Below are 17,158 nucleotides of genomic sequence, written 5' to 3'. Positions count from 1 at the left end.
GCCTCTTCGCCGGCAAGCCAGCTCCCACCTCGACCGCATGGAACTCAAGGTATGTGCGATCCCTGTGGGAGCTGGCTTGCCGGCGATGAGGCCGGGACAGGGATATCAGATATCCAGCACCAGGGCCTGTATCCCCTCCTCCACCTGTGCCGGCACCGCACAACAGATCAGCACCGACCCCGCCTCCGGCAGCTCTGCAGGTGGGTTCGGGTAATGCACCTGGCCGCTTACCAGCCTGGTCTTGCAGGTACCGCACGACCCACCCCGGCAACTGAACTCCGGCGCCAGCCCCCGCGCCTCGGCCAGTTCCAGCAGGGTGCCGCTGCCTGGAGCCCAGCGCGCCTCCTTGGCCGACGCCGCGAAGTAAACAGGCACTGGCTCGCTGGCCGCAGGCGGCTGTTGCAAGGTGGGCTGGCCTGCATCCGTGTGCCGCCGCAGCGTTGACGGGCCAAAGGCTTCAGCGTGAATGCGCGCGTCCGGCACATGCACCGTGCGCAGCCCTTCATACAGGTCCTGAGTAAAGCTGCCCGGGCCGCACAGGTAGAAATCGTAGTCGTCCAGCGCCAGCGTCGCCTTGACCTGCTCGATGCCCAGCCGGCCGGCAAACTCATAATCCTGCCCGGCCACGGCATGGTCTTCTGGCTGGCTCAGGGCGCGATGAACGTGCAGCAAGCCGCCAGCCTGTTGCCGCAAGCTTGCCAGCTCCTGCCCAAATGGCAGGTCGGCCAGGCTGCGTGCGCCATGGAACAAATGGATGCGCCGTGCCTGGCCTTTGCTCAGCTGCTCACGCAGCATGGCCAGCAACGGCGTGATACCCACGCCCGCACCAATCAGCACAAGCGGGCGCGTACTCTGCTCATCCAGCGTGAAACTGCCCATAGGCGAGCGCACATCCAGCACATCACCTGGCTTGACGCGCTCATGCAGGTGCCGAGAGGCGGGCCCCTGCGCTTTTACGCTGATACGCAGGTAGCCATCGGAGGGTGCGCTCGACAAGCTGTAGGTCCGGATCATCGCGGCCTCACCGTCGATCTGCACTTGCACCGGAATGTGTTGCCCTGGCGCAAAGGCCACGCTGCTATCGCTGGGCGGCTCAAGGTAGAACGAGCGGATATCGCGGCTCTCCTGCTCCACCCGCTGCACACGCCAGGCCTGCCATTGGCGCTGTCGCTGGCGTTGCTGCAGGCGTGCGTCGGCCTCGGCCCAGGTGCCAGTCATCAGGCTGGTCGGCGCGTATTCCTTGAACGCCCAGCGCAGGGAAACCGCCGCCGGGCGCCACACTATCTGCTCCACCTCCAGCGTCCACAGCCGCTCGGCACCTTCGAAATCCGGGATGGCGGGGCTGTCCAGCAGCACCTCGGCACGCCCGCACAGCTGCAGCACGTTGCCGTTGCTGAAGTCGATGAACAGCAAGCCGGCCCGGGGGTTAACCAACAAGTTGCCCAAGGTGTTGAAGTGCAGGTTGCCCGCGTAGTCGGGAATGATCAGCCGATTGCCCTGGACCTTGACGAACCCTGGCCGGCCGCCACGGTGAGAAACATCCACAGCGCGCTGGCCGTCGCCTTGCTCGACATAGCTGGCGACGAAGAACGTGTCGGCGGCCTGGATCATGCTGACGGTTGTGCCATCCAGTGTTGTCGCATCGATCCGCGCCTGGGCGGGCTCGGCGACGCGGGTGTAGTCACGCAACTGGATGTACTGGGGGCAGTTGCCGAACGACTGCTCCACCTTCACCTGCAGTTGCCCTTCTGCAGCCTGGCGGATCTGCCCGTTGATGCGATTGCGCCGACGGCTGTGCAGTTCGATACCCAGCAAGCCGACCGCCTGCCCGGCTACCAGCCCCGGGGTAGCGGGGTCATCTGCTGGCAGCGTGGTGTCGATCGTCAGCACGCGAGGGTCGGGCGAGCTGACGAACCCTTCTGGCCCTTCCAGCAGCGTGGCCCAAGGCCGACCCAAGGCGTCCACACTGGCGGCGACCATGAACGGCAACTGGTGATAGAAACTACGGTGCTGGTCGGGCATGTAGTCACGAATGACCTTTTGCCCGAACGCCTCCATGCGCTCTGCTACACCGACCTTTTCCTGCAGGGTTTTCTCGCCCGCATGCCAGGGCGAGGGGCGGTGGTCCGGGGACTGTTGCATGGTGGCGTTCCTCTCGAAGGCGAGGTATCAGGCGCTGGTCTGCAGCCCGATCACAGTGCGTGGCATGGGCACGAAGCCCGGCAGCGACTCGATCCGTGCCAGCCAGCTGCGCACGTTGGCATAGGGCTCCAGCGACACGTTGCCTTCGGGGGCGTGGGCGATGTACGAGTAGTTGGCAATGTCGGCGATGGTGGGCGTGCTGCCCGCCAGGAATGGGGCCTTGGCCAGCTCGGCGTCGATCACCTTGAGCAGGGTATGGGCACGGGCAATGACTTCGTCTGTGTTGAACGCAGCACCGAACACGGTCACCAGGCGCGCAGCAGCGGGGCCAAAGGCCAGCGGGCCGGCAGCCACCGACAACCAGCGCTGCACACGGGCGGCGGCAGCAGGTTCTTCGGGCAACCAGGTGCCGTTGTCGTACTTTTTGGCCAGGTAGACGAGGATGGCATTGGAATCGGCGATCACCGTGCCGTTGTCATCGATAACCGGGACCTGACCGAACGGGTTGAGCGCCAGAAAATCCGGCTGCTTGTGCGCGCCTTTGGCCAGGTCGACAAACACCAGCTCGGTGGGCAGGTTGAGCAGCGAGAGCATCAATTCGATGCGATGGGCGTGGCCAGACTTGGGGAAGTTGTAGAGCTTGATCGGGTTTGACATGGGTTTGGCTCCTGGTCAGCACCGGGATGGGCTGGTGGAGCCTATGCTGCACTGGATCGGCTGGCAGCAGAATCAGTGCGCAAAGGAAACCATAATTTCGCGGTGCGCAATAATGGAACATTCAAGACGGCAGCTACAACGTGGGCGGCCTTGCGAGGTTGCGGCGCCGACCGTAAGGGGCCCACAAGAAACACACTACCGCCCAGACAGCAGACACCTGGCGCTATGCGAACACTCAGCTCAATCGCTGCTGGCGTTGGTAGAGGTAGAGGACATGCACTGCGTCAACCACCAGCGGAACGGCGGCCTGATGTTCTTCCAGGCTCATTGTGTCGAGGATGGCAAAACCCTCCTCCTGACCATGCAGGGCAATAGCGTCGAGATGTTTTCGAAGTGGGGCAGGTAACGCTGTCCATTTTCCCAAACGAACGCCGCGCATGTACCCGAAGCACCACTCTTCAAGCACCACGATTTCGCCCTGCTCCGTGTCTCTGACCTCAAAGAGCAGGTTCAGCTCATCCGTGGCTTCGCTGAGCATGACCGCGACAGTGTTGTAGAACTTGATGATCAAGTCCGTGTAGCGTCGCGCCTGGGTTTGGTTTTTGAAGGCAGGCAGCTTGCCACCGGAAACCTCAGGCAGCCACTCACTCGGGGGCACCAAGCGCGGCGAACTGCACACGGCATTCATAAAACCGTCGAGTTCGCTGATATCAAGTATGGCGTCATCATTGCCATACTTGAAAAGCAGCTCACCCAGTTCGTCCAACTCTTGGTCGGTGATCGTCTTACTCATAAATCTTAGTTCTGCAGCCGGTGGAAACGGAAAAGCTTGCGGGCCGCCTCAATCACTTGAGGCACGCACGCCTGAATATCTTGCTCGGACATCTGATCAAGCAGCTCGAAGTTATCTTCAAGCCCATGCAGGGAAATGACCTTCAACAGTTGGTCCTGCTCCGGCGGCAACTCGCCCCAACCAGCAATCTGGGTGCCGCGCATATAGCCGAAGCACCACTCCTCCATGACGATCACAGTGCCACCCTCGCCCTCGCTTTCCTCGAACAGCGGCTCGAAGTGGTCGACGTCTTCAGTCAATGCCTCTTTCACCTGATCGGCATAGCGCAACATCAACGCGGTGTACGCTTCTTCATGCGCTGGCTTCTTGAACTTCGGCACCTTGCCACCGGCCACCGCGGGCAGCCATTGTTCCGGGAAGACGGCGACAGGCGAACTGGCCAGCGCGGTGAAAAAGCCATTGAGTTCGGCCAGGTTCAGCACGGAATAGTCGTTGCCGTAGGTGATCAACAGGTCTTCGAGACGGTCGAGTTCTTTTTCGCTGAGTACGGGGAGCATGGGTGAGAATCCTGGGAAGCAAAAGTGTGTGCACCCTAGCACAGCAACGCCGGAAGGGCTGCCCGCGTGAACTACCGCGCGGGCAGATGGTTCAGGCGTGCAACCAGTCCTGCAACTCATGTCGCCTATCCGTGCCAATCAACAGCCACAGCAAGATTCGGCATTTGCGCGGGCAGAGGTGCCCTGCCATGTATACGCCTTTCTCCTGCAGGTCGATCTCTGCACCCGCAAACCCATAGGTTGTCCGGGCGGTTGGCCCTTTACCTGTGCGCGTGGCAACCACTACTGGCAAGGTGGACGCCAGGTGTTCCAGCACATCGGACCAACTGGCCGCAACATGCCCAGCGCCGAAGCCGGCAATGACCAACCCTTCATAACCCAATGTAGCCACAGCCTGGAGCAGCGCCGTGTCTGCGTCCAGGCAGGCTTCCAGCAGGGCAACGCGCTGGTCGGTGCGATGCGGTATGGGCAGCACCTCCCGTCGTGCTGGCGGATGGCGATAGACCACTTCCCCCTCCACCACTTCGCCCAATGGGCCACATCCCGGCGACTCGAACGCGGCTATCGCCATGCTGGCCGTCTTGCGAACCCTTGCCGCGCAGTGAACCTGGTCATTCATCACCACAAGCACACCTCGCCCGCAGCTGCCTTGTGCCAATGCCACCTGAGCCGCAGCCAACAGGTTGGCCGGCCCATCATTGCCCGGCTGGCTGGCCGAGCGCATGGCACCGGTCATCACCAATGGCGCATCGAATGGCCATAGCAGATCGAGGAAATAAGCCGACTCCTCCAGGCTATCGGTCCCTTGGCTCACTACCAAGGCCTGGGCTCCGCGCTCCACCTCGCACCGGGCCCATGCCAGCACGTCCAGCAGCGTCGCGAAGTCCAGCGATGCACTGGGGACCAGGCACAATGAAGCAACGTTCAACTGCGCCATCTCGCGCAACTGTGGCACCTGAAGCAGTTGCTGCTCGCACCCCAGGGTTGGCGTCACACCACACCCAACAGCCTGGGCCTGCATACTGACCGTGCCCCCCAGGCTAGCGATCGACAGCCTGGGCACGCTCGAATGTTCAGTCATGCTTCTCCCCCCACAAGTAACCCGATCAGAGGCACGATCGCCAACGTGCTGATGGCCATCGACATCACGTTGCCGATGTAGCCATGCACATAAGCCGGCAACCGCTGGGTGATCGCCACTGCCAGCGGCGGAGCCACCAGCGCCCCCAGCACTGCGCTGGCCACCACCACTTGCCAGCTGCCGCCATGCGTCAGCACTGCGGCCGGAACGATCGAGACAATCGGAATGTAGGTAGGGTACCACTCACGGGCTTGCCACTGGCCTCGCCAGAATACGACCCCAACCAGCGATGCCAAGGCCTGGCCGGCCACTATCTGCATCACCAGCATTGAACCGTACGACGGTGCAGCCGGGGCTAACCAGTAAGCCAGCAACACGCCCAACAGCAGCCCGAGGCTGGCCAGCTCATTACCGAAAAATGGCGCTTCGCTGAAATCGGCCAGCACCCGACGCAACGTCCAGACCACACCGTAGTCTGGGCGGTTGACGACCGGCGCCACTACGGTGGCTACACGGTTTTGGCGTACCCATGAAGGAAAGCGCTTGCACAGGATGAAGGCCACGACACTGGCAACCGCCATGCCGCTCACATTGCCAACTACTACGGGCAACTGCAGGGGGTAGCACAGGTAGTTGACTATCAGCAGGCTGGCCGGTGTTACCAGTAGAGCCCCCAGTACCGCCCCCGTGATCGTCACCCGCCAGCCCGCACCAAACAGCAACACCATGGCGGCCGGCAATGACACGAAGGCGACGAAGGTGGGTTGCCAGTTGCCACTGGCCAAGGTCCAGCCCCACAACGCGTGGCTGAGCAGCAAGCCCAGGAACGAACTGGTGAACACCCATGGCCATAACCCGCTGCCATAGCAAATGGCAAAGCCCTGCCAGCGGTACCCTCGCACGTGTGCCCAGTGCGCCAGACAAGCGCCTAGCAGCAGGCCCAGTGCGGGCAGCTCGTGCTTGTAGAATGCCACTTCACTGATATCTCCGACGATCCAGCGCAAGCGGCTCAGGGGCTGATCGAGCGTCGCCACCATTACTGCATAATCCGGCCATTGGCCATGGGCAAGGCTCGCAGCGAGCACCAGCAGCAGACAGGCAAAAATCAACACAGGCCAACGCTGCTGTCCTGAGAAGAGTAGCGTGTTCATTTGCGACTCCTCAACGTGGCATTGGCGCGTGCAAGCGGTAGCCAAGATTGGCATCGTAGAGGTCGGTACGCCGGTCCCGCGGCAGGTCGTTGAGGTTGTTCCAGATCGGCGCCGAGCGTGCACTGCTCAGGTCTACATTGGCATAGAGAATTTCTTCGGCCTCTGCACTGCCCACTTCGCCGATCGGCCAGCCGTTGGTACCGGCGATCAGCGAGCACCCCAGGAAGCGCCCACCCCGCTCGCTCCCGACACGGTTCGCGGCGGCGATATAAACGTTGTTGACATGCGCTGCGGTCATGGTCAGGTACGAGGCCATGCAGCGCCCTGCATCATCGAACAATGGCGGCGGGGTCCATACCCAGTTGTTGAGGCTGCAGATGATATCGGCGCCTTGCGCCGCCATCAGCCGCGGTACTTCGGGGAACCAGATGTCCCAGCATATGAGCAGGCCGATTCGCCCGATTGGCGTCTCGAATACCGGGAACCCCAGATCGCCGGGGGTGAACCAGAGTTTTTCCTGGTTCCAGAGGTGCGCCTTACGGTAGTGCCCGAGTCGGCCTTCAGGGCCAAACAGTACGGCACTGTCGTAGAGCTTCAGCCCATCGCGCTCGGAAAAACCTGCGGCCAGGTAAACCTGGTATTCCCTGGCGAAGTCCGCCCAGGCTTTCAGACTAGGGCCGTCGTGCAGCGTCTCTGCATGGGAATAGGCTTCGGCGCGGGAGTTGAAGGTGTAGCCGGTATTGGCCAGCTCAGGCAGCACTATCAGGTTGGCGCCTTCGCCTGCTGCGCGCCGGGCGAGTGCCAGCCCTCTACCCAAGTTGCGCTCACAATGCTCAAGACCGACCTGGGGGTCGTACTGGATGACAGCGATACGGACAGGGCTGACGGGGGAACAGGATTCAGACATGGCGGCTTCCTTGTTGTGGTTGTTTTGGAAGGACGCCAGTAAAGCGATGTTGGGCCTGGGAGGGACAGTCAGGGGGGTCCTATGGGACCGAAGGAAAATCACATGATCGCAGTAGGACTCCCCCTACAAAATGCCCCGTACGCCGCTATTTCCCAACCTGATAATGTGGGTAGTGCTCAAGGGTAAAGCCACCATTGAATTGCGCTGAAGTGTTGTTGCAGAGGTTGATGACCGTATCAATTGCCGTGCGCAAACACGGCTCTGTCCACCCGGCGTCAACTGAGAAGGACTCTCCAGCCAGATACAACCCTGAGCTCGCGCTCAGATCACGGTTGTATTTCATCAGGTTTACCGCATCAAAGTAGGTACCTGCCCTATACAATTTTGCACACCCGAGCGCATTTCGGTCTGTGCTCCAACGCTGTATGCGAATGTTTCGAGTATCGATGTAGGGCGATATAGCCTCACCCACATTGGTGCACCGCAGAAGGATCCGATCGAGCTCCTTCAGGCACTTGGTCGCTAACTCCTCATCAGAGAAGGCTGCCAATTTCGTTGCATCATCCTCCCAGGTATAACTAAGGAGAATGCAGTCATCTGGGTAGCTGTCGTTGTATCGATAGGCATAGACATCGTGCACAAAGCTATCGGTAATCAGGATTTGCGGCATCGGCTTGCGGTCGAGAAAGCTTTTCTTCAGCGGCGCATAGACCTTGCAACTGGTCTCCCAGTGGGCATGCTTCCAGGCATCGATAATCGACTGAGGCAACATCTGGCGGGTGAAGCCGCTGAGGCGGATGTTGGTTTCGATCAGCCATGACGGCGTGGTTATGATCACGCTGTCAAAGTCTTGGTACTCGGTGGTCTCGTGTATCGGATCACTGCATTGCCAACGATATCCGACCCTGACACGGCCATTTTCCAGCTTCTGCACCGCGCACACGGACGTATCTGTCAGCAGCCCGTCATCTCTTGCCAGCAGATGGTCGTAAAGCGAGATCCCTCCCACGCCGGCGTCCAGGTACAAAAGGCTTTCGTCCATGGCCGCAAGTCCGAGATAGGCGGGTCCTTGAAACGGCAATCCCCTGCTATCAGGAACATTGTTGGCTTCAAGATGCGGAGCAGCGTAAGGCACACCTGCTGAATCCACACGGCCATGCACCAGCTGCAAATGACTGCTGAAGCCAAAGATTGCCGTACGTAGCGGGTACAGGCAGCAAACATCATAAAATGCTCCCCAACTGCCGTCGCCAATACCGATTGCATAGAAAATCGCTGACTCGTCACTGCTCATGCCCAAACCGCCAAAGTCACCAGGGTTTTCAGGATCCCAGGCAATGAGGGCGGGCAAATGCACCAAATCCCTGAATGACAAGCGGTGATAGCGTTCGACGATGTCCCGCCATGTCGACTCCCAGCTTGGCGTGCCATAAACAGTGGAAACGTGTTCAGCAAACCGCTCAGCAAAACTGCGCCATTTCTCGTAGACCTGCTGCAAGACAGCCGACGGTGGTGGTGTTTCCCCTGACGGATTACGCCAGACCAACAGCACCGGGTCACCCTCACCTTGCATTTGCCCTTCGCGAAGATAAATACCCGTGGCATTCACCCAAGGTGTACCTGGATTGGGGAAATCAGAAATCCGCAGCTCAAATAGCTTGGCGTAATACGCCATAAGCGAGCGGCCATCTGTAGGTGATTCTCCTGTCCTATTGAAGAAAGGCATGCGCATGGCCCCCATTTCAAAAGGAGTGACAGGTTGCTTGTGGCTTGCAGGGCTGTTCACGACTGTCAGGTGTCGCCCGCCTACACGCCGGGACTGCTCGATCAAGGTGATACGGCTAAAGCCACAGCGCAATAATTCCCGGGCCGCAGTCAACCCGGTAACGCCGGCACCGATAATACAAATGCGGTGTTCGGGCTGTGTGGCCCGTGCAACGCCTCCCTCTTGTTCGATCAGGCGGCGGTAGTCAAAGCAGAGATCTGGGGGGTTAGGGAAACGCGCGGCCCACGGCTGCATCGGCAGTGATGGGTCGATGGTCAGATCGGCGGGGTGGTTATGTGTAGAACCAATTGTCATGCTCTCGTGTTCTCCATGAGTTGAAGAACCTGAGCATGAGCAATTGCTAGATGCGTGAGGGGGTTGTTATGCACCACCCGCCGGCACCCACAGGATCGTGAGATACCTGAAGGGGCCGGCTTGCCAGCGATACAGTCCTCGGTGCTTACACCGCCAGCGCGCGCTCACGCAACTCGCTGTTGAGGATGCGGTCGTTCTCGCTGTAATCGACCGGGCAGTCGATCACGTGCACGCCTGGGGTCTTGATGCAGTGTTCCAGCAGTGGCAGCAGGCCTTCGGCGCTTTCCACGCGATGACCGTTGGCACCGTAGGCTTCGGCGTATTTGACGAAGTCAGGGTTGCCGTAGTCCAGGCCGAAATCGGTGAAGCCCATGTTGGCCTGCTTCCAGCGGATCATGCCGTAGCCATCGTCACGCAGGATCACCACGGTGATGTGCATGCCCAGGCGTACTGCGGTTTCCAGCTCCTGGCTGTTCATCATGAAGCCGCCGTCGCCGCACACCGAGATCACCGGGCGGTCCGGGTGCACCAGATGCGCCGCCATGGCCGATGGCAGGCCGGCGCCCATGGTGGCCAGGGCGTTGTCCAGCAACACGGTGTTCGGCTTGTGCGCCTTGTAGTTACGGGCGAACCAGATCTTGTAGATGCCGTTGTCCAGGGCAACGATGCCTTCGGACGGCAGAACGCGACGGATGTCGGCAACCATGCGCTGCGGGTAGACCGGGAAGCGGTTGTCGTCAGCGCCTTCGGCGATTTGAGCTTCGTTGGCTTCACGGATGGCCATCAGGCGGGTGAAGTCCCAGTGTGAGGTCTCGGTCAAGGCTTCGCCGATCTGCCACACGGCGTTGGCGATGTCGCCGATCACTTCAACCTGCGGGAAGTAAACAGCATCGACTTCGGCAGAGCGGAAGTTGATGTGAATGACTTCGGTGCCACCACGGACCATGAAGAACGGCGGCTTCTCGATCACGTCGTGGCCGATGTTGATGATCAGGTCGGCGGCTTCTACGGCGCGGTGAACGAAGTCACCCGACGACAGCGCAGCGTTACCCAGGAAGCGCGGGTGGCGCTCGTCGACCACACCTTTACCCATCTGGGTGGTGATGAACGGGATACCGGTCTTGTCGATCAGCTGCTTGAGGACCTTGGCGGTCATCTTGCGGTTGGCGCCGGCGCCGATCACCAGGATCGGGTTGCGCGCGTTCTGCAATTTCTCGACGGCAGCTTCGATGGCGACGTGTTCGGCCAGCGGGCGGCGGTGCAGGCTACGCGGGATCGGCAGGGCGTCGGTCTGCTCGGCGGCGATGTCTTCCGGCAGTTCCAGGTGTACCGCACCCGGCTTTTCTTCTTCAGCCAGGCGGAAGGCTTCGCGCATGCGGGCCGGGATGTTGTCGGCCGAGGCGAACTGGTGGGTGTACTTGGTGATGGGGTCCATCATGCCGCACACGTCAATGATCTGGAAGCGGCCCTGCTTGGACTTCTTGATCGGCTTCTGCCCGGTGATCATCATCATCGGCATGCCGCCCAGGTAGGCGTAGGCGCTGGCGGTTACCAGGTTGGTGGCACCAGGGCCGAGGGTGGACAGGCTGACGCCGGTCTTGCCGGTCAGTCGGCCGTAGGTGGCAGCCATGAAACCTGCAGACTGCTCGTGGCGGGTCAGTACCAGCTTGATCTTCGACTTGCGCAGGGATTCGAGCAGGTCGAGGTTTTCCTCACCAGGAATGCCGAACACATACTCGACACCTTCGTTTTCCAGGCATTGCACAACGACATCGGCGGCCTTGGCCATCTTGCTTGCTACCTCAAGTGATGGGACGGTGGAAGTCCGGATGCGCAGCACGGTGCGCTGGCATCGCTCGGTCCAGAGGCAGGAATGCCCTGAATCAAAGTCTTGACGTAGGGTGGGCGTGGGAAAGTCACGTTAATGTGACTGCAATATTGTCGCAGAGCTGCGCAGGCCCCGTTGTAGTAGCAACAGTCTTGCTCAGACTTTGAAAGGGCGCTCGATCACTGTGGGAGCGGGCGTGCCCGCGAAGCAGGCTGCGCGGTGGATGGCACGGGCTTCGCCCGTGTTCGCGGGGCAAGCCCGCTCCCACAGGGATTCAAGCTGGGCCGGATTTTTTGCCCACAAAGACAAAACCCCTACCTGCATGCGCAGATAGGGGTTTTGCGAAATGAATCTTGACGATGACCTACTCTCACATGGGGAAACCCCACACTACCATCGGCGATGCATCGTTTCACTACTGAGTTCGGGATGGGATCAGGTGGTTCCAATGCTCTATGGTCGTCAAGAAATTCTGTAGCCAGAATGTCCAGATGGACAGCCCAGCGAATCCGGATATGCGATATTTGTGGTTTGTTGCGAACTTTCGGTTCGTGTCATCTTCACCACCGCAATCTGCGTCAGCAAATTGCTTGGGTGTTATATGGTCAAGCCTCACGGGCAATTAGTATTGGTTAGCTCAACGCCTCACAGCGCTTACACACCCAACCTATCAACGTCGTAGTCTTCGACGGCCCTTTAGGGGATTCAAGGTCCCAGTGAGATCTCATCTTGAGGCAAGTTTCCCGCTTAGATGCTTTCAGCGGTTATCTCTTCCGAACATAGCTACCCGGCAATGCCACTGGCGTGACAACCGGAACACCAGAGGTTCGTCCACTCCGGTCCTCTCGTACTAGGAGCAGCCCCTCTCAAATCTCAAACGTCCACGGCAGATAGGGACCGAACTGTCTCACGACGTTCTAAACCCAGCTCGCGTACCACTTTAAATGGCGAACAGCCATACCCTTGGGACCGGCTTCAGCCCCAGGATGTGATGAGCCGACATCGAGGTGCCAAACACCGCCGTCGATATGAACTCTTGGGCGGTATCAGCCTGTTATCCCCGGAGTACCTTTTATCCGTTGAGCGATGGCCCTTCCATACAGAACCACCGGATCACTAAGACCTACTTTCGTACCTGCTCGACGTGTGTGTCTCGCAGTCAAGCGCGCTTTTGCCTTTATACTCTACGACCGATTTCCGACCGGTCTGAGCGCACCTTCGTACTCCTCCGTTACTCTTTGGGAGGAGACCGCCCCAGTCAAACTACCCACCATACACTGTCCTCGATCCGGATAACGGACCTGAGTTAGAACCTCAAAGTTGCCAGGGTGGTATTTCAAGGATGGCTCCATGAGAACTGGCGTCCCCACTTCAAAGCCTCCCACCTATCCTACACAAGCAAATTCAAAGTCCAGTGCAAAGCTATAGTAAAGGTTCACGGGGTCTTTCCGTCTAGCCGCGGATACACTGCATCTTCACAGCGATTTCAATTTCACTGAGTCTCGGGTGGAGACAGCGCCGCCATCGTTACGCCATTCGTGCAGGTCGGAACTTACCCGACAAGGAATTTCGCTACCTTAGGACCGTTATAGTTACGGCCGCCGTTTACCGGGGCTTCGATCAAGAGCTTCGCTTGCGCTAACCCCATCAATTAACCTTCCGGCACCGGGCAGGCGTCACACCCTATACGTCCACTTTCGTGTTTGCAGAGTGCTGTGTTTTTAATAAACAGTCGCAGCGGCCTGGTATCTTCGACCGGCATGGGCTTACGGAGCAAGTCCTTGACCCTCGCCGGCGCACCTTCTCCCGAAGTTACGGTGCCATTTTGCCTAGTTCCTTCACCCGAGTTCTCTCAAGCGCCTTGGTATTCTCTACCTAACCACCTGTGTCGGTTTGGGGTACGGTTCCCAGTTATCTGAAGCTTAGGAGCTTTTCTTGGAAGCATGGTATCAACCACTTCGTCGCCTAAGGGCAACTCGTCATCAGCTCTCGGCCTTGAAATCCCGGATTTGCCTAAGATTCCAGCCTACCACCTTAAACCTGGACAACCAACGCCAGGCTGGCCTAACCTTCTCCGTCCCTCCATCGCAATAACTGGAAGTACAGGAATATTAACCTGTTTTCCATCGACTACGCTTTTCAGCCTCGCCTTAGGGACCGACTAACCCTGCGTCGATTAACGTTGCGCAGGAAACCTTGGTCTTTCGGCGTGCGAGTTTTTCACTCGCATTGTCGTTACTCATGTCAGCATTCGCACTTCTGATACCTCCAGCAAGCTTCTCAACTCACCTTCACAGGCTTACAGAACGCTCCTCTACCGCATCATCATAAGATGATACCCGTAGCTTCGGTGCATGGTTTGAGCCCCGTTACATCTTCCGCGCAGGCCGACTCGACTAGTGAGCTATTACGCTTTCTTTAAAGGGTGGCTGCTTCTAAGCCAACCTCCTAGCTGTCTAAGCCTTCCCACATCGTTTCCCACTTAACCATGACTTTGGGACCTTAGCTGACGGTCTGGGTTGTTTCCCTTTTCACGACGGACGTTAGCACCCGCCGTGTGTCTCCCATGCTCGGCACTTGTAGGTATTCGGAGTTTGCATCGGTTTGGTAAGTCGGGATGACCCCCTAGCCGAAACAGTGCTCTACCCCCTACAGTGATACATGAGGCGCTACCTAAATAGCTTTCGAGGAGAACCAGCTATCTCCGAGCTTGATTAGCCTTTCACTCCGATCCACAGGTCATCCGCTAACTTTTCAACGGTAGTCGGTTCGGTCCTCCAGTCAGTGTTACCTAACCTTCAACCTGCCCATGGATAGATCGCCCGGTTTCGGGTCTATACCCAGCGACTAAACGCCCTATTAAGACTCGCTTTCGCTACGCCTCCCCTATTCGGTTAAGCTCGCCACTGAATATAAGTCGCTGACCCATTATACAAAAGGTACGCAGTCACCTAACAAAGTAGGCTCCCACTGCTTGTACGCATACGGTTTCAGGATCTATTTCACTCCCCTCTCCGGGGTTCTTTTCGCCTTTCCCTCACGGTACTAGTTCACTATCGGTCAGTCAGTAGTATTTAGCCTTGGAGGATGGTCCCCCCATATTCAGACAAAGTTTCTCGTGCTCCGTCCTACTCGATTTCATTGATAAGAGATTTTCGTGTACGGGGCTATCACCCACTATGGCCGCACTTTCCAGAGCGTTCCACTAATCTCAAACCAACTTAAGGGCTGGTCCCCGTTCGCTCGCCACTACTAAGGGAATCTCGGTTGATTTCTTTTCCTCAGGGTACTTAGATGTTTCAGTTCCCCTGGTTCGCCTCTTGCACCTATGTATTCAGTACAAGATAACCAGCTTATGCTGGCTGGGTTCCCCCATTCAGAGATCTCTGGATCACAGTCTGTTTGCCGACTCCCCAAAGCTTTTCGCAGGCTACCACGTCTTTCATCGCCTCTGACTGCCAAGGCATCCACCGTATGCGCTTCTTCACTTGACCATATAACCCCAAGCAATCTGGTTATACTGTGAAGACGACATTCGCCGAAAATTCGCACGTTGCTCTTTCGAGCAGAACTCACAAATTTTACCTTAGCCTGATCCACCAGCAGTGAAACTGGTGTTCAGTCTATTTCTATCACATATCCGAATTTTTAAAGAACGATCTGACAAAAGTCAGAAATCAACATTCATCAACGAATGTTCATTTCTAAGTTCTGACAAGTGACTGCGTACGGCGAAAGTGGTGGAGCCAAGCGGGATCGAACCGCTGACCTCCTGCGTGCAAGGCAGGCGCTCTCCCAGCTGAGCTATGGCCCCGTATTCTAGGCTGCACCATGTAATGGTAGGTCTGGGCAGATTTGAACTGCCGACCTCACCCTTATCAGGGGTGCGCTCTAACCAACTGAGCTACAGACCTATAACAGGGTCGCGTTACAGCATCGTCTTTTACAATGAATCAAGCAATTCGTGTGGGAGCTCATCAGCAGGCTGATGTCGTCGATTAAGGAGGTGATCCAGCCGCAGGTTCCCCTACGGCTACCTTGTTACGACTTCACCCCAGTCATGAATCACACCGTGGTAACCGTCCTCCCGAAGGTTAGACTAGCTACTTCTGGTGCAACCCACTCCCATGGTGTGACGGGCGGTGTGTACAAGGCCCGGGAACGTATTCACCGCGACATTCTGATTCGCGATTACTAGCGATTCCGACTTCACGCAGTCGAGTTGCAGACTGCGATCCGGACTACGATCGGTTTTGTGAGATTAGCTCCACCTCGCGGCTTGGCAACCCTCTGTACCGACCATTGTAGCACGTGTGTAGCCCAGGCCGTAAGGGCCATGATGACTTGACGTCATCCCCACCTTCCTCCGGTTTGTCACCGGCAGTCTCCTTAGAGTGCCCACCATTACGTGCTGGTAACTAAGGACAAGGGTTGCGCTCGTTACGGGACTTAACCCAACATCTCACGACACGAGCTGACGACAGCCATGCAGCACCTGTGTCAGAGCTCCCGAAGGCACCAATCCATCTCTGGAAAGTTCTCTGCATGTCAAGGCCTGGTAAGGTTCTTCGCGTTGCTTCGAATTAAACCACATGCTCCACCGCTTGTGCGGGCCCCCGTCAATTCATTTGAGTTTTAACCTTGCGGCCGTACTCCCCAGGCGGTCAACTTAATGCGTTAGCTGCGCCACTAAAATCTCAAGGATTCCAACGGCTAGTTGACATCGTTTACGGCGTGGACTACCAGGGTATCTAATCCTGTTTGCTCCCCACGCTTTCGCACCTCAGTGTCAGTATCAGTCCAGGTGGTCGCCTTCGCCACTGGTGTTCCTTCCTATATCTACGCATTTCACCGCTACACAGGAAATTCCACCACCCTCTACCGTACTCTAGCTTGCCAGTTTTGGATGCAGTTCCCAGGTTGAGCCCGGGGCTTTCACATCCAACTTAACAAACCACCTACGCGCGCTTTACGCCCAGTAATTCCGATTAACGCTTGCACCCTCTGTATTACCGCGGCTGCTGGCACAGAGTTAGCCGGTGCTTATTCTGTCGGTAACGTCAAAACACTAACGTATTAGGTTAATGCCCTTCCTCCCAACTTAAAGTGCTTTACAATCCGAAGACCTTCTTCACACACGCGGCATGGCTGGATCAGGCTTTCGCCCATTGTCCAATATTCCCCACTGCTGCCTCCCGTAGGAGTCTGGACCGTGTCTCAGTTCCAGTGTGACTGATCATCCTCTCAGACCAGTTACGGATCGTCGCCTTGGTGAGCCATTACCTCACCAACTAGCTAATCCGACCTAGGCTCATCTGATAGCGCAAGGCCCGAAGGTCCCCTGCTTTCTCCCGTAGGACGTATGCGGTATTAGCGTTCCTTTCGAAACGTTGTCCCCCACTACCAGGCAGATTCCTAGGCATTACTCACCCGTCCGCCGCTGAATCGAAGAGCAAGCTCTTCTCATCCGCTCGACTTGCATGTGTTAGGCCTGCCGCCAGCGTTCAATCTGAGCCATGATCAAACTCTTCAGTTCAATACTGCTTGGGTTTTTAAGAAACCCTAAACTTGGCTCAGCAATCTCAAATGACTATGTGATTTCTCGCATGGTCACTTGTGATGCTGATAATCTTTTTGACTATCAGTCCGTACTCACAAGCACCCACACGAATTGCTTGATTCGATTTGTTAAAGAGCGTTTGGTTAAGAGCTTTTCGTCTCAACCGAGGCGCGCATTCTACGCTTTCCTCATTTGCTGTCAAGCGTTTATTTTGAAGTTTTTTACAACCGCTTTCTTTCGAAAGCTAACAACTTCAAACACTTACCGCTTGCCCCGAAGCGTTTGTCGCTGCGAGGAGGCGAATAATACGCGCTTTGAAATTAGAGTCAACACCTTGATCTAAAAAACTTTCCCAAGGTGTTTCACTGCCGCCTGGCAACTAATGAAAGCGCAGCGGATCTG

General features: G+C 57.6%; 9 protein-coding genes, 2 tRNA genes and 3 rRNA genes. All 14 read right to left on the bottom strand.

All coding sequences use genetic code 11. The features are described from left to right. Nucleotides 1-105 precede the first annotated feature (105 nt). Nucleotides 106-2,142, bottom strand: coding sequence for a pyridoxamine 5'-phosphate oxidase family protein (locus N805_RS28315; RefSeq protein WP_019472244.1), 2,037 nt, complete (start codon nt 2,140-2,142; stop codon nt 106-108). Nucleotides 2,143-2,169: 27 nt separating this feature from the next. Further along, entirely contained in the window at nt 2,170-2,799 is a 630-nt protein-coding gene (locus N805_RS28310) for a glutathione S-transferase family protein (protein ID WP_016488698.1), read from the bottom strand. A 235-nt stretch (nt 2,800-3,034) separates the two neighbouring features. Then, a complete protein-coding gene (locus N805_RS28305; RefSeq protein ID WP_019472245.1) occupies nt 3,035-3,592 on the bottom strand; it encodes a UPF0149 family protein in 558 nt (185 codons plus the stop codon). Nucleotides 3,593-3,597: 5 nt separating this feature from the next. After that, on the bottom strand, nt 3,598-4,149 hold the full coding sequence (locus N805_RS28300; RefSeq protein ID WP_019472246.1) for a UPF0149 family protein: 552 nt from the start codon (nt 4,147-4,149) through the stop codon (nt 3,598-3,600). A 91-nt stretch (nt 4,150-4,240) separates the two neighbouring features. Continuing rightward, nucleotides 4,241-5,230 carry an asparaginase gene (locus N805_RS28295; protein ID WP_019472247.1) on the bottom strand — a complete coding sequence of 330 codons (990 nt, stop codon included), beginning with the start codon at nt 5,228-5,230 and terminating at the stop codon, nt 4,241-4,243. After that, nucleotides 5,227-6,381: a hypothetical protein gene (locus tag N805_RS28290; protein WP_019472248.1), complete on the bottom strand. Its 1,155-nt coding sequence runs from the start codon at nt 6,379-6,381 to the stop codon at nt 5,227-5,229. The genes N805_RS28295 and N805_RS28290 overlap by 4 nt, the downstream gene beginning before the upstream one ends. A 10-nt stretch (nt 6,382-6,391) precedes the next feature. After that, nucleotides 6,392-7,288 carry a nitrilase family protein gene (locus tag N805_RS28285; protein ID WP_019472249.1) on the bottom strand — a complete coding sequence of 299 codons (897 nt, stop codon included), beginning with the start codon at nt 7,286-7,288 and terminating at the stop codon, nt 6,392-6,394. 145 nt (nt 7,289-7,433) lie between these two features. Further along, nucleotides 7,434-9,368: a flavin monoamine oxidase family protein gene (locus tag N805_RS28280; RefSeq protein WP_026034553.1), complete on the bottom strand. Its 1,935-nt coding sequence runs from the start codon at nt 9,366-9,368 to the stop codon at nt 7,434-7,436. A 145-nt stretch (nt 9,369-9,513) separates the two neighbouring features. Further along, nucleotides 9,514-11,157 carry an acetolactate synthase large subunit gene (locus N805_RS28275; protein WP_028614088.1) on the bottom strand — a complete coding sequence of 548 codons (1,644 nt, stop codon included), beginning with the start codon at nt 11,155-11,157 and terminating at the stop codon, nt 9,514-9,516. 390 nt (nt 11,158-11,547) lie between these two features. Continuing rightward, nucleotides 11,548-11,663 (bottom strand): 5S ribosomal RNA (gene rrf / locus N805_RS28270). Nucleotides 11,664-11,797: 134 nt separating this feature from the next. Beyond that, nucleotides 11,798-14,690 (bottom strand): 23S ribosomal RNA (locus N805_RS28265). Between the two features lie 244 nt (nt 14,691-14,934). Beyond that, nucleotides 14,935-15,010: transfer RNA gene (locus N805_RS28260), tRNA-Ala, on the bottom strand. Between the two features lie 23 nt (nt 15,011-15,033). Next, a tRNA-Ile gene (locus tag N805_RS28255) sits at nt 15,034-15,110 on the bottom strand. Nucleotides 15,111-15,195: 85 nt separating this feature from the next. Continuing rightward, nucleotides 15,196-16,732 (bottom strand): 16S ribosomal RNA (locus N805_RS28250). Together the 16S, 23S and 5S rRNA genes with 2 tRNA genes alongside form the textbook arrangement of a ribosomal RNA operon. Nucleotides 16,733-17,158 lie beyond the last annotated feature (426 nt).

Origin of the sequence: Pseudomonas putida S13.1.2, assembly GCF_000498395.2 — a bacterium.
GTDB lineage: Bacteria > Pseudomonadota > Gammaproteobacteria > Pseudomonadales > Pseudomonadaceae > Aquipseudomonas > Aquipseudomonas putida_Q.
This window is presented reverse-complemented; position numbering and strand designations above follow the sequence as displayed.

Excerpts from the sequence above, each read along its gene's own strand:
- N805_RS28315 (WP_019472244.1), bottom strand. The coding sequence starts at position 2,142 with ATGCAACAGTCCCCGGACCACCGCCCCTCGCCCTGGCATGCGGGCGAG.
- N805_RS28310 (WP_016488698.1), bottom strand. The coding sequence starts at position 2,799 with ATGTCAAACCCGATCAAGCTCTACAACTTCCCCAAGTCTGGCCACGCC.
- N805_RS28305 (WP_019472245.1), bottom strand. The coding sequence starts at position 3,592 with ATGAGTAAGACGATCACCGACCAAGAGTTGGACGAACTGGGTGAGCTG.
- N805_RS28300 (WP_019472246.1), bottom strand. The coding sequence starts at position 4,149 with ATGCTCCCCGTACTCAGCGAAAAAGAACTCGACCGTCTCGAAGACCTG.
- N805_RS28295 (WP_019472247.1), bottom strand. The coding sequence starts at position 5,230 with ATGACTGAACATTCGAGCGTGCCCAGGCTGTCGATCGCTAGCCTGGGG.
- N805_RS28290 (WP_019472248.1), bottom strand. The coding sequence starts at position 6,381 with ATGAACACGCTACTCTTCTCAGGACAGCAGCGTTGGCCTGTGTTGATT.
- N805_RS28285 (WP_019472249.1), bottom strand. The coding sequence starts at position 7,288 with ATGTCTGAATCCTGTTCCCCCGTCAGCCCTGTCCGTATCGCTGTCATC.
- N805_RS28280 (WP_026034553.1), bottom strand. The coding sequence starts at position 9,368 with ATGACAATTGGTTCTACACATAACCACCCCGCCGATCTGACCATCGAC.
- N805_RS28275 (WP_028614088.1), bottom strand. The coding sequence starts at position 11,157 with ATGGCCAAGGCCGCCGATGTCGTTGTGCAATGCCTGGAAAACGAAGGT.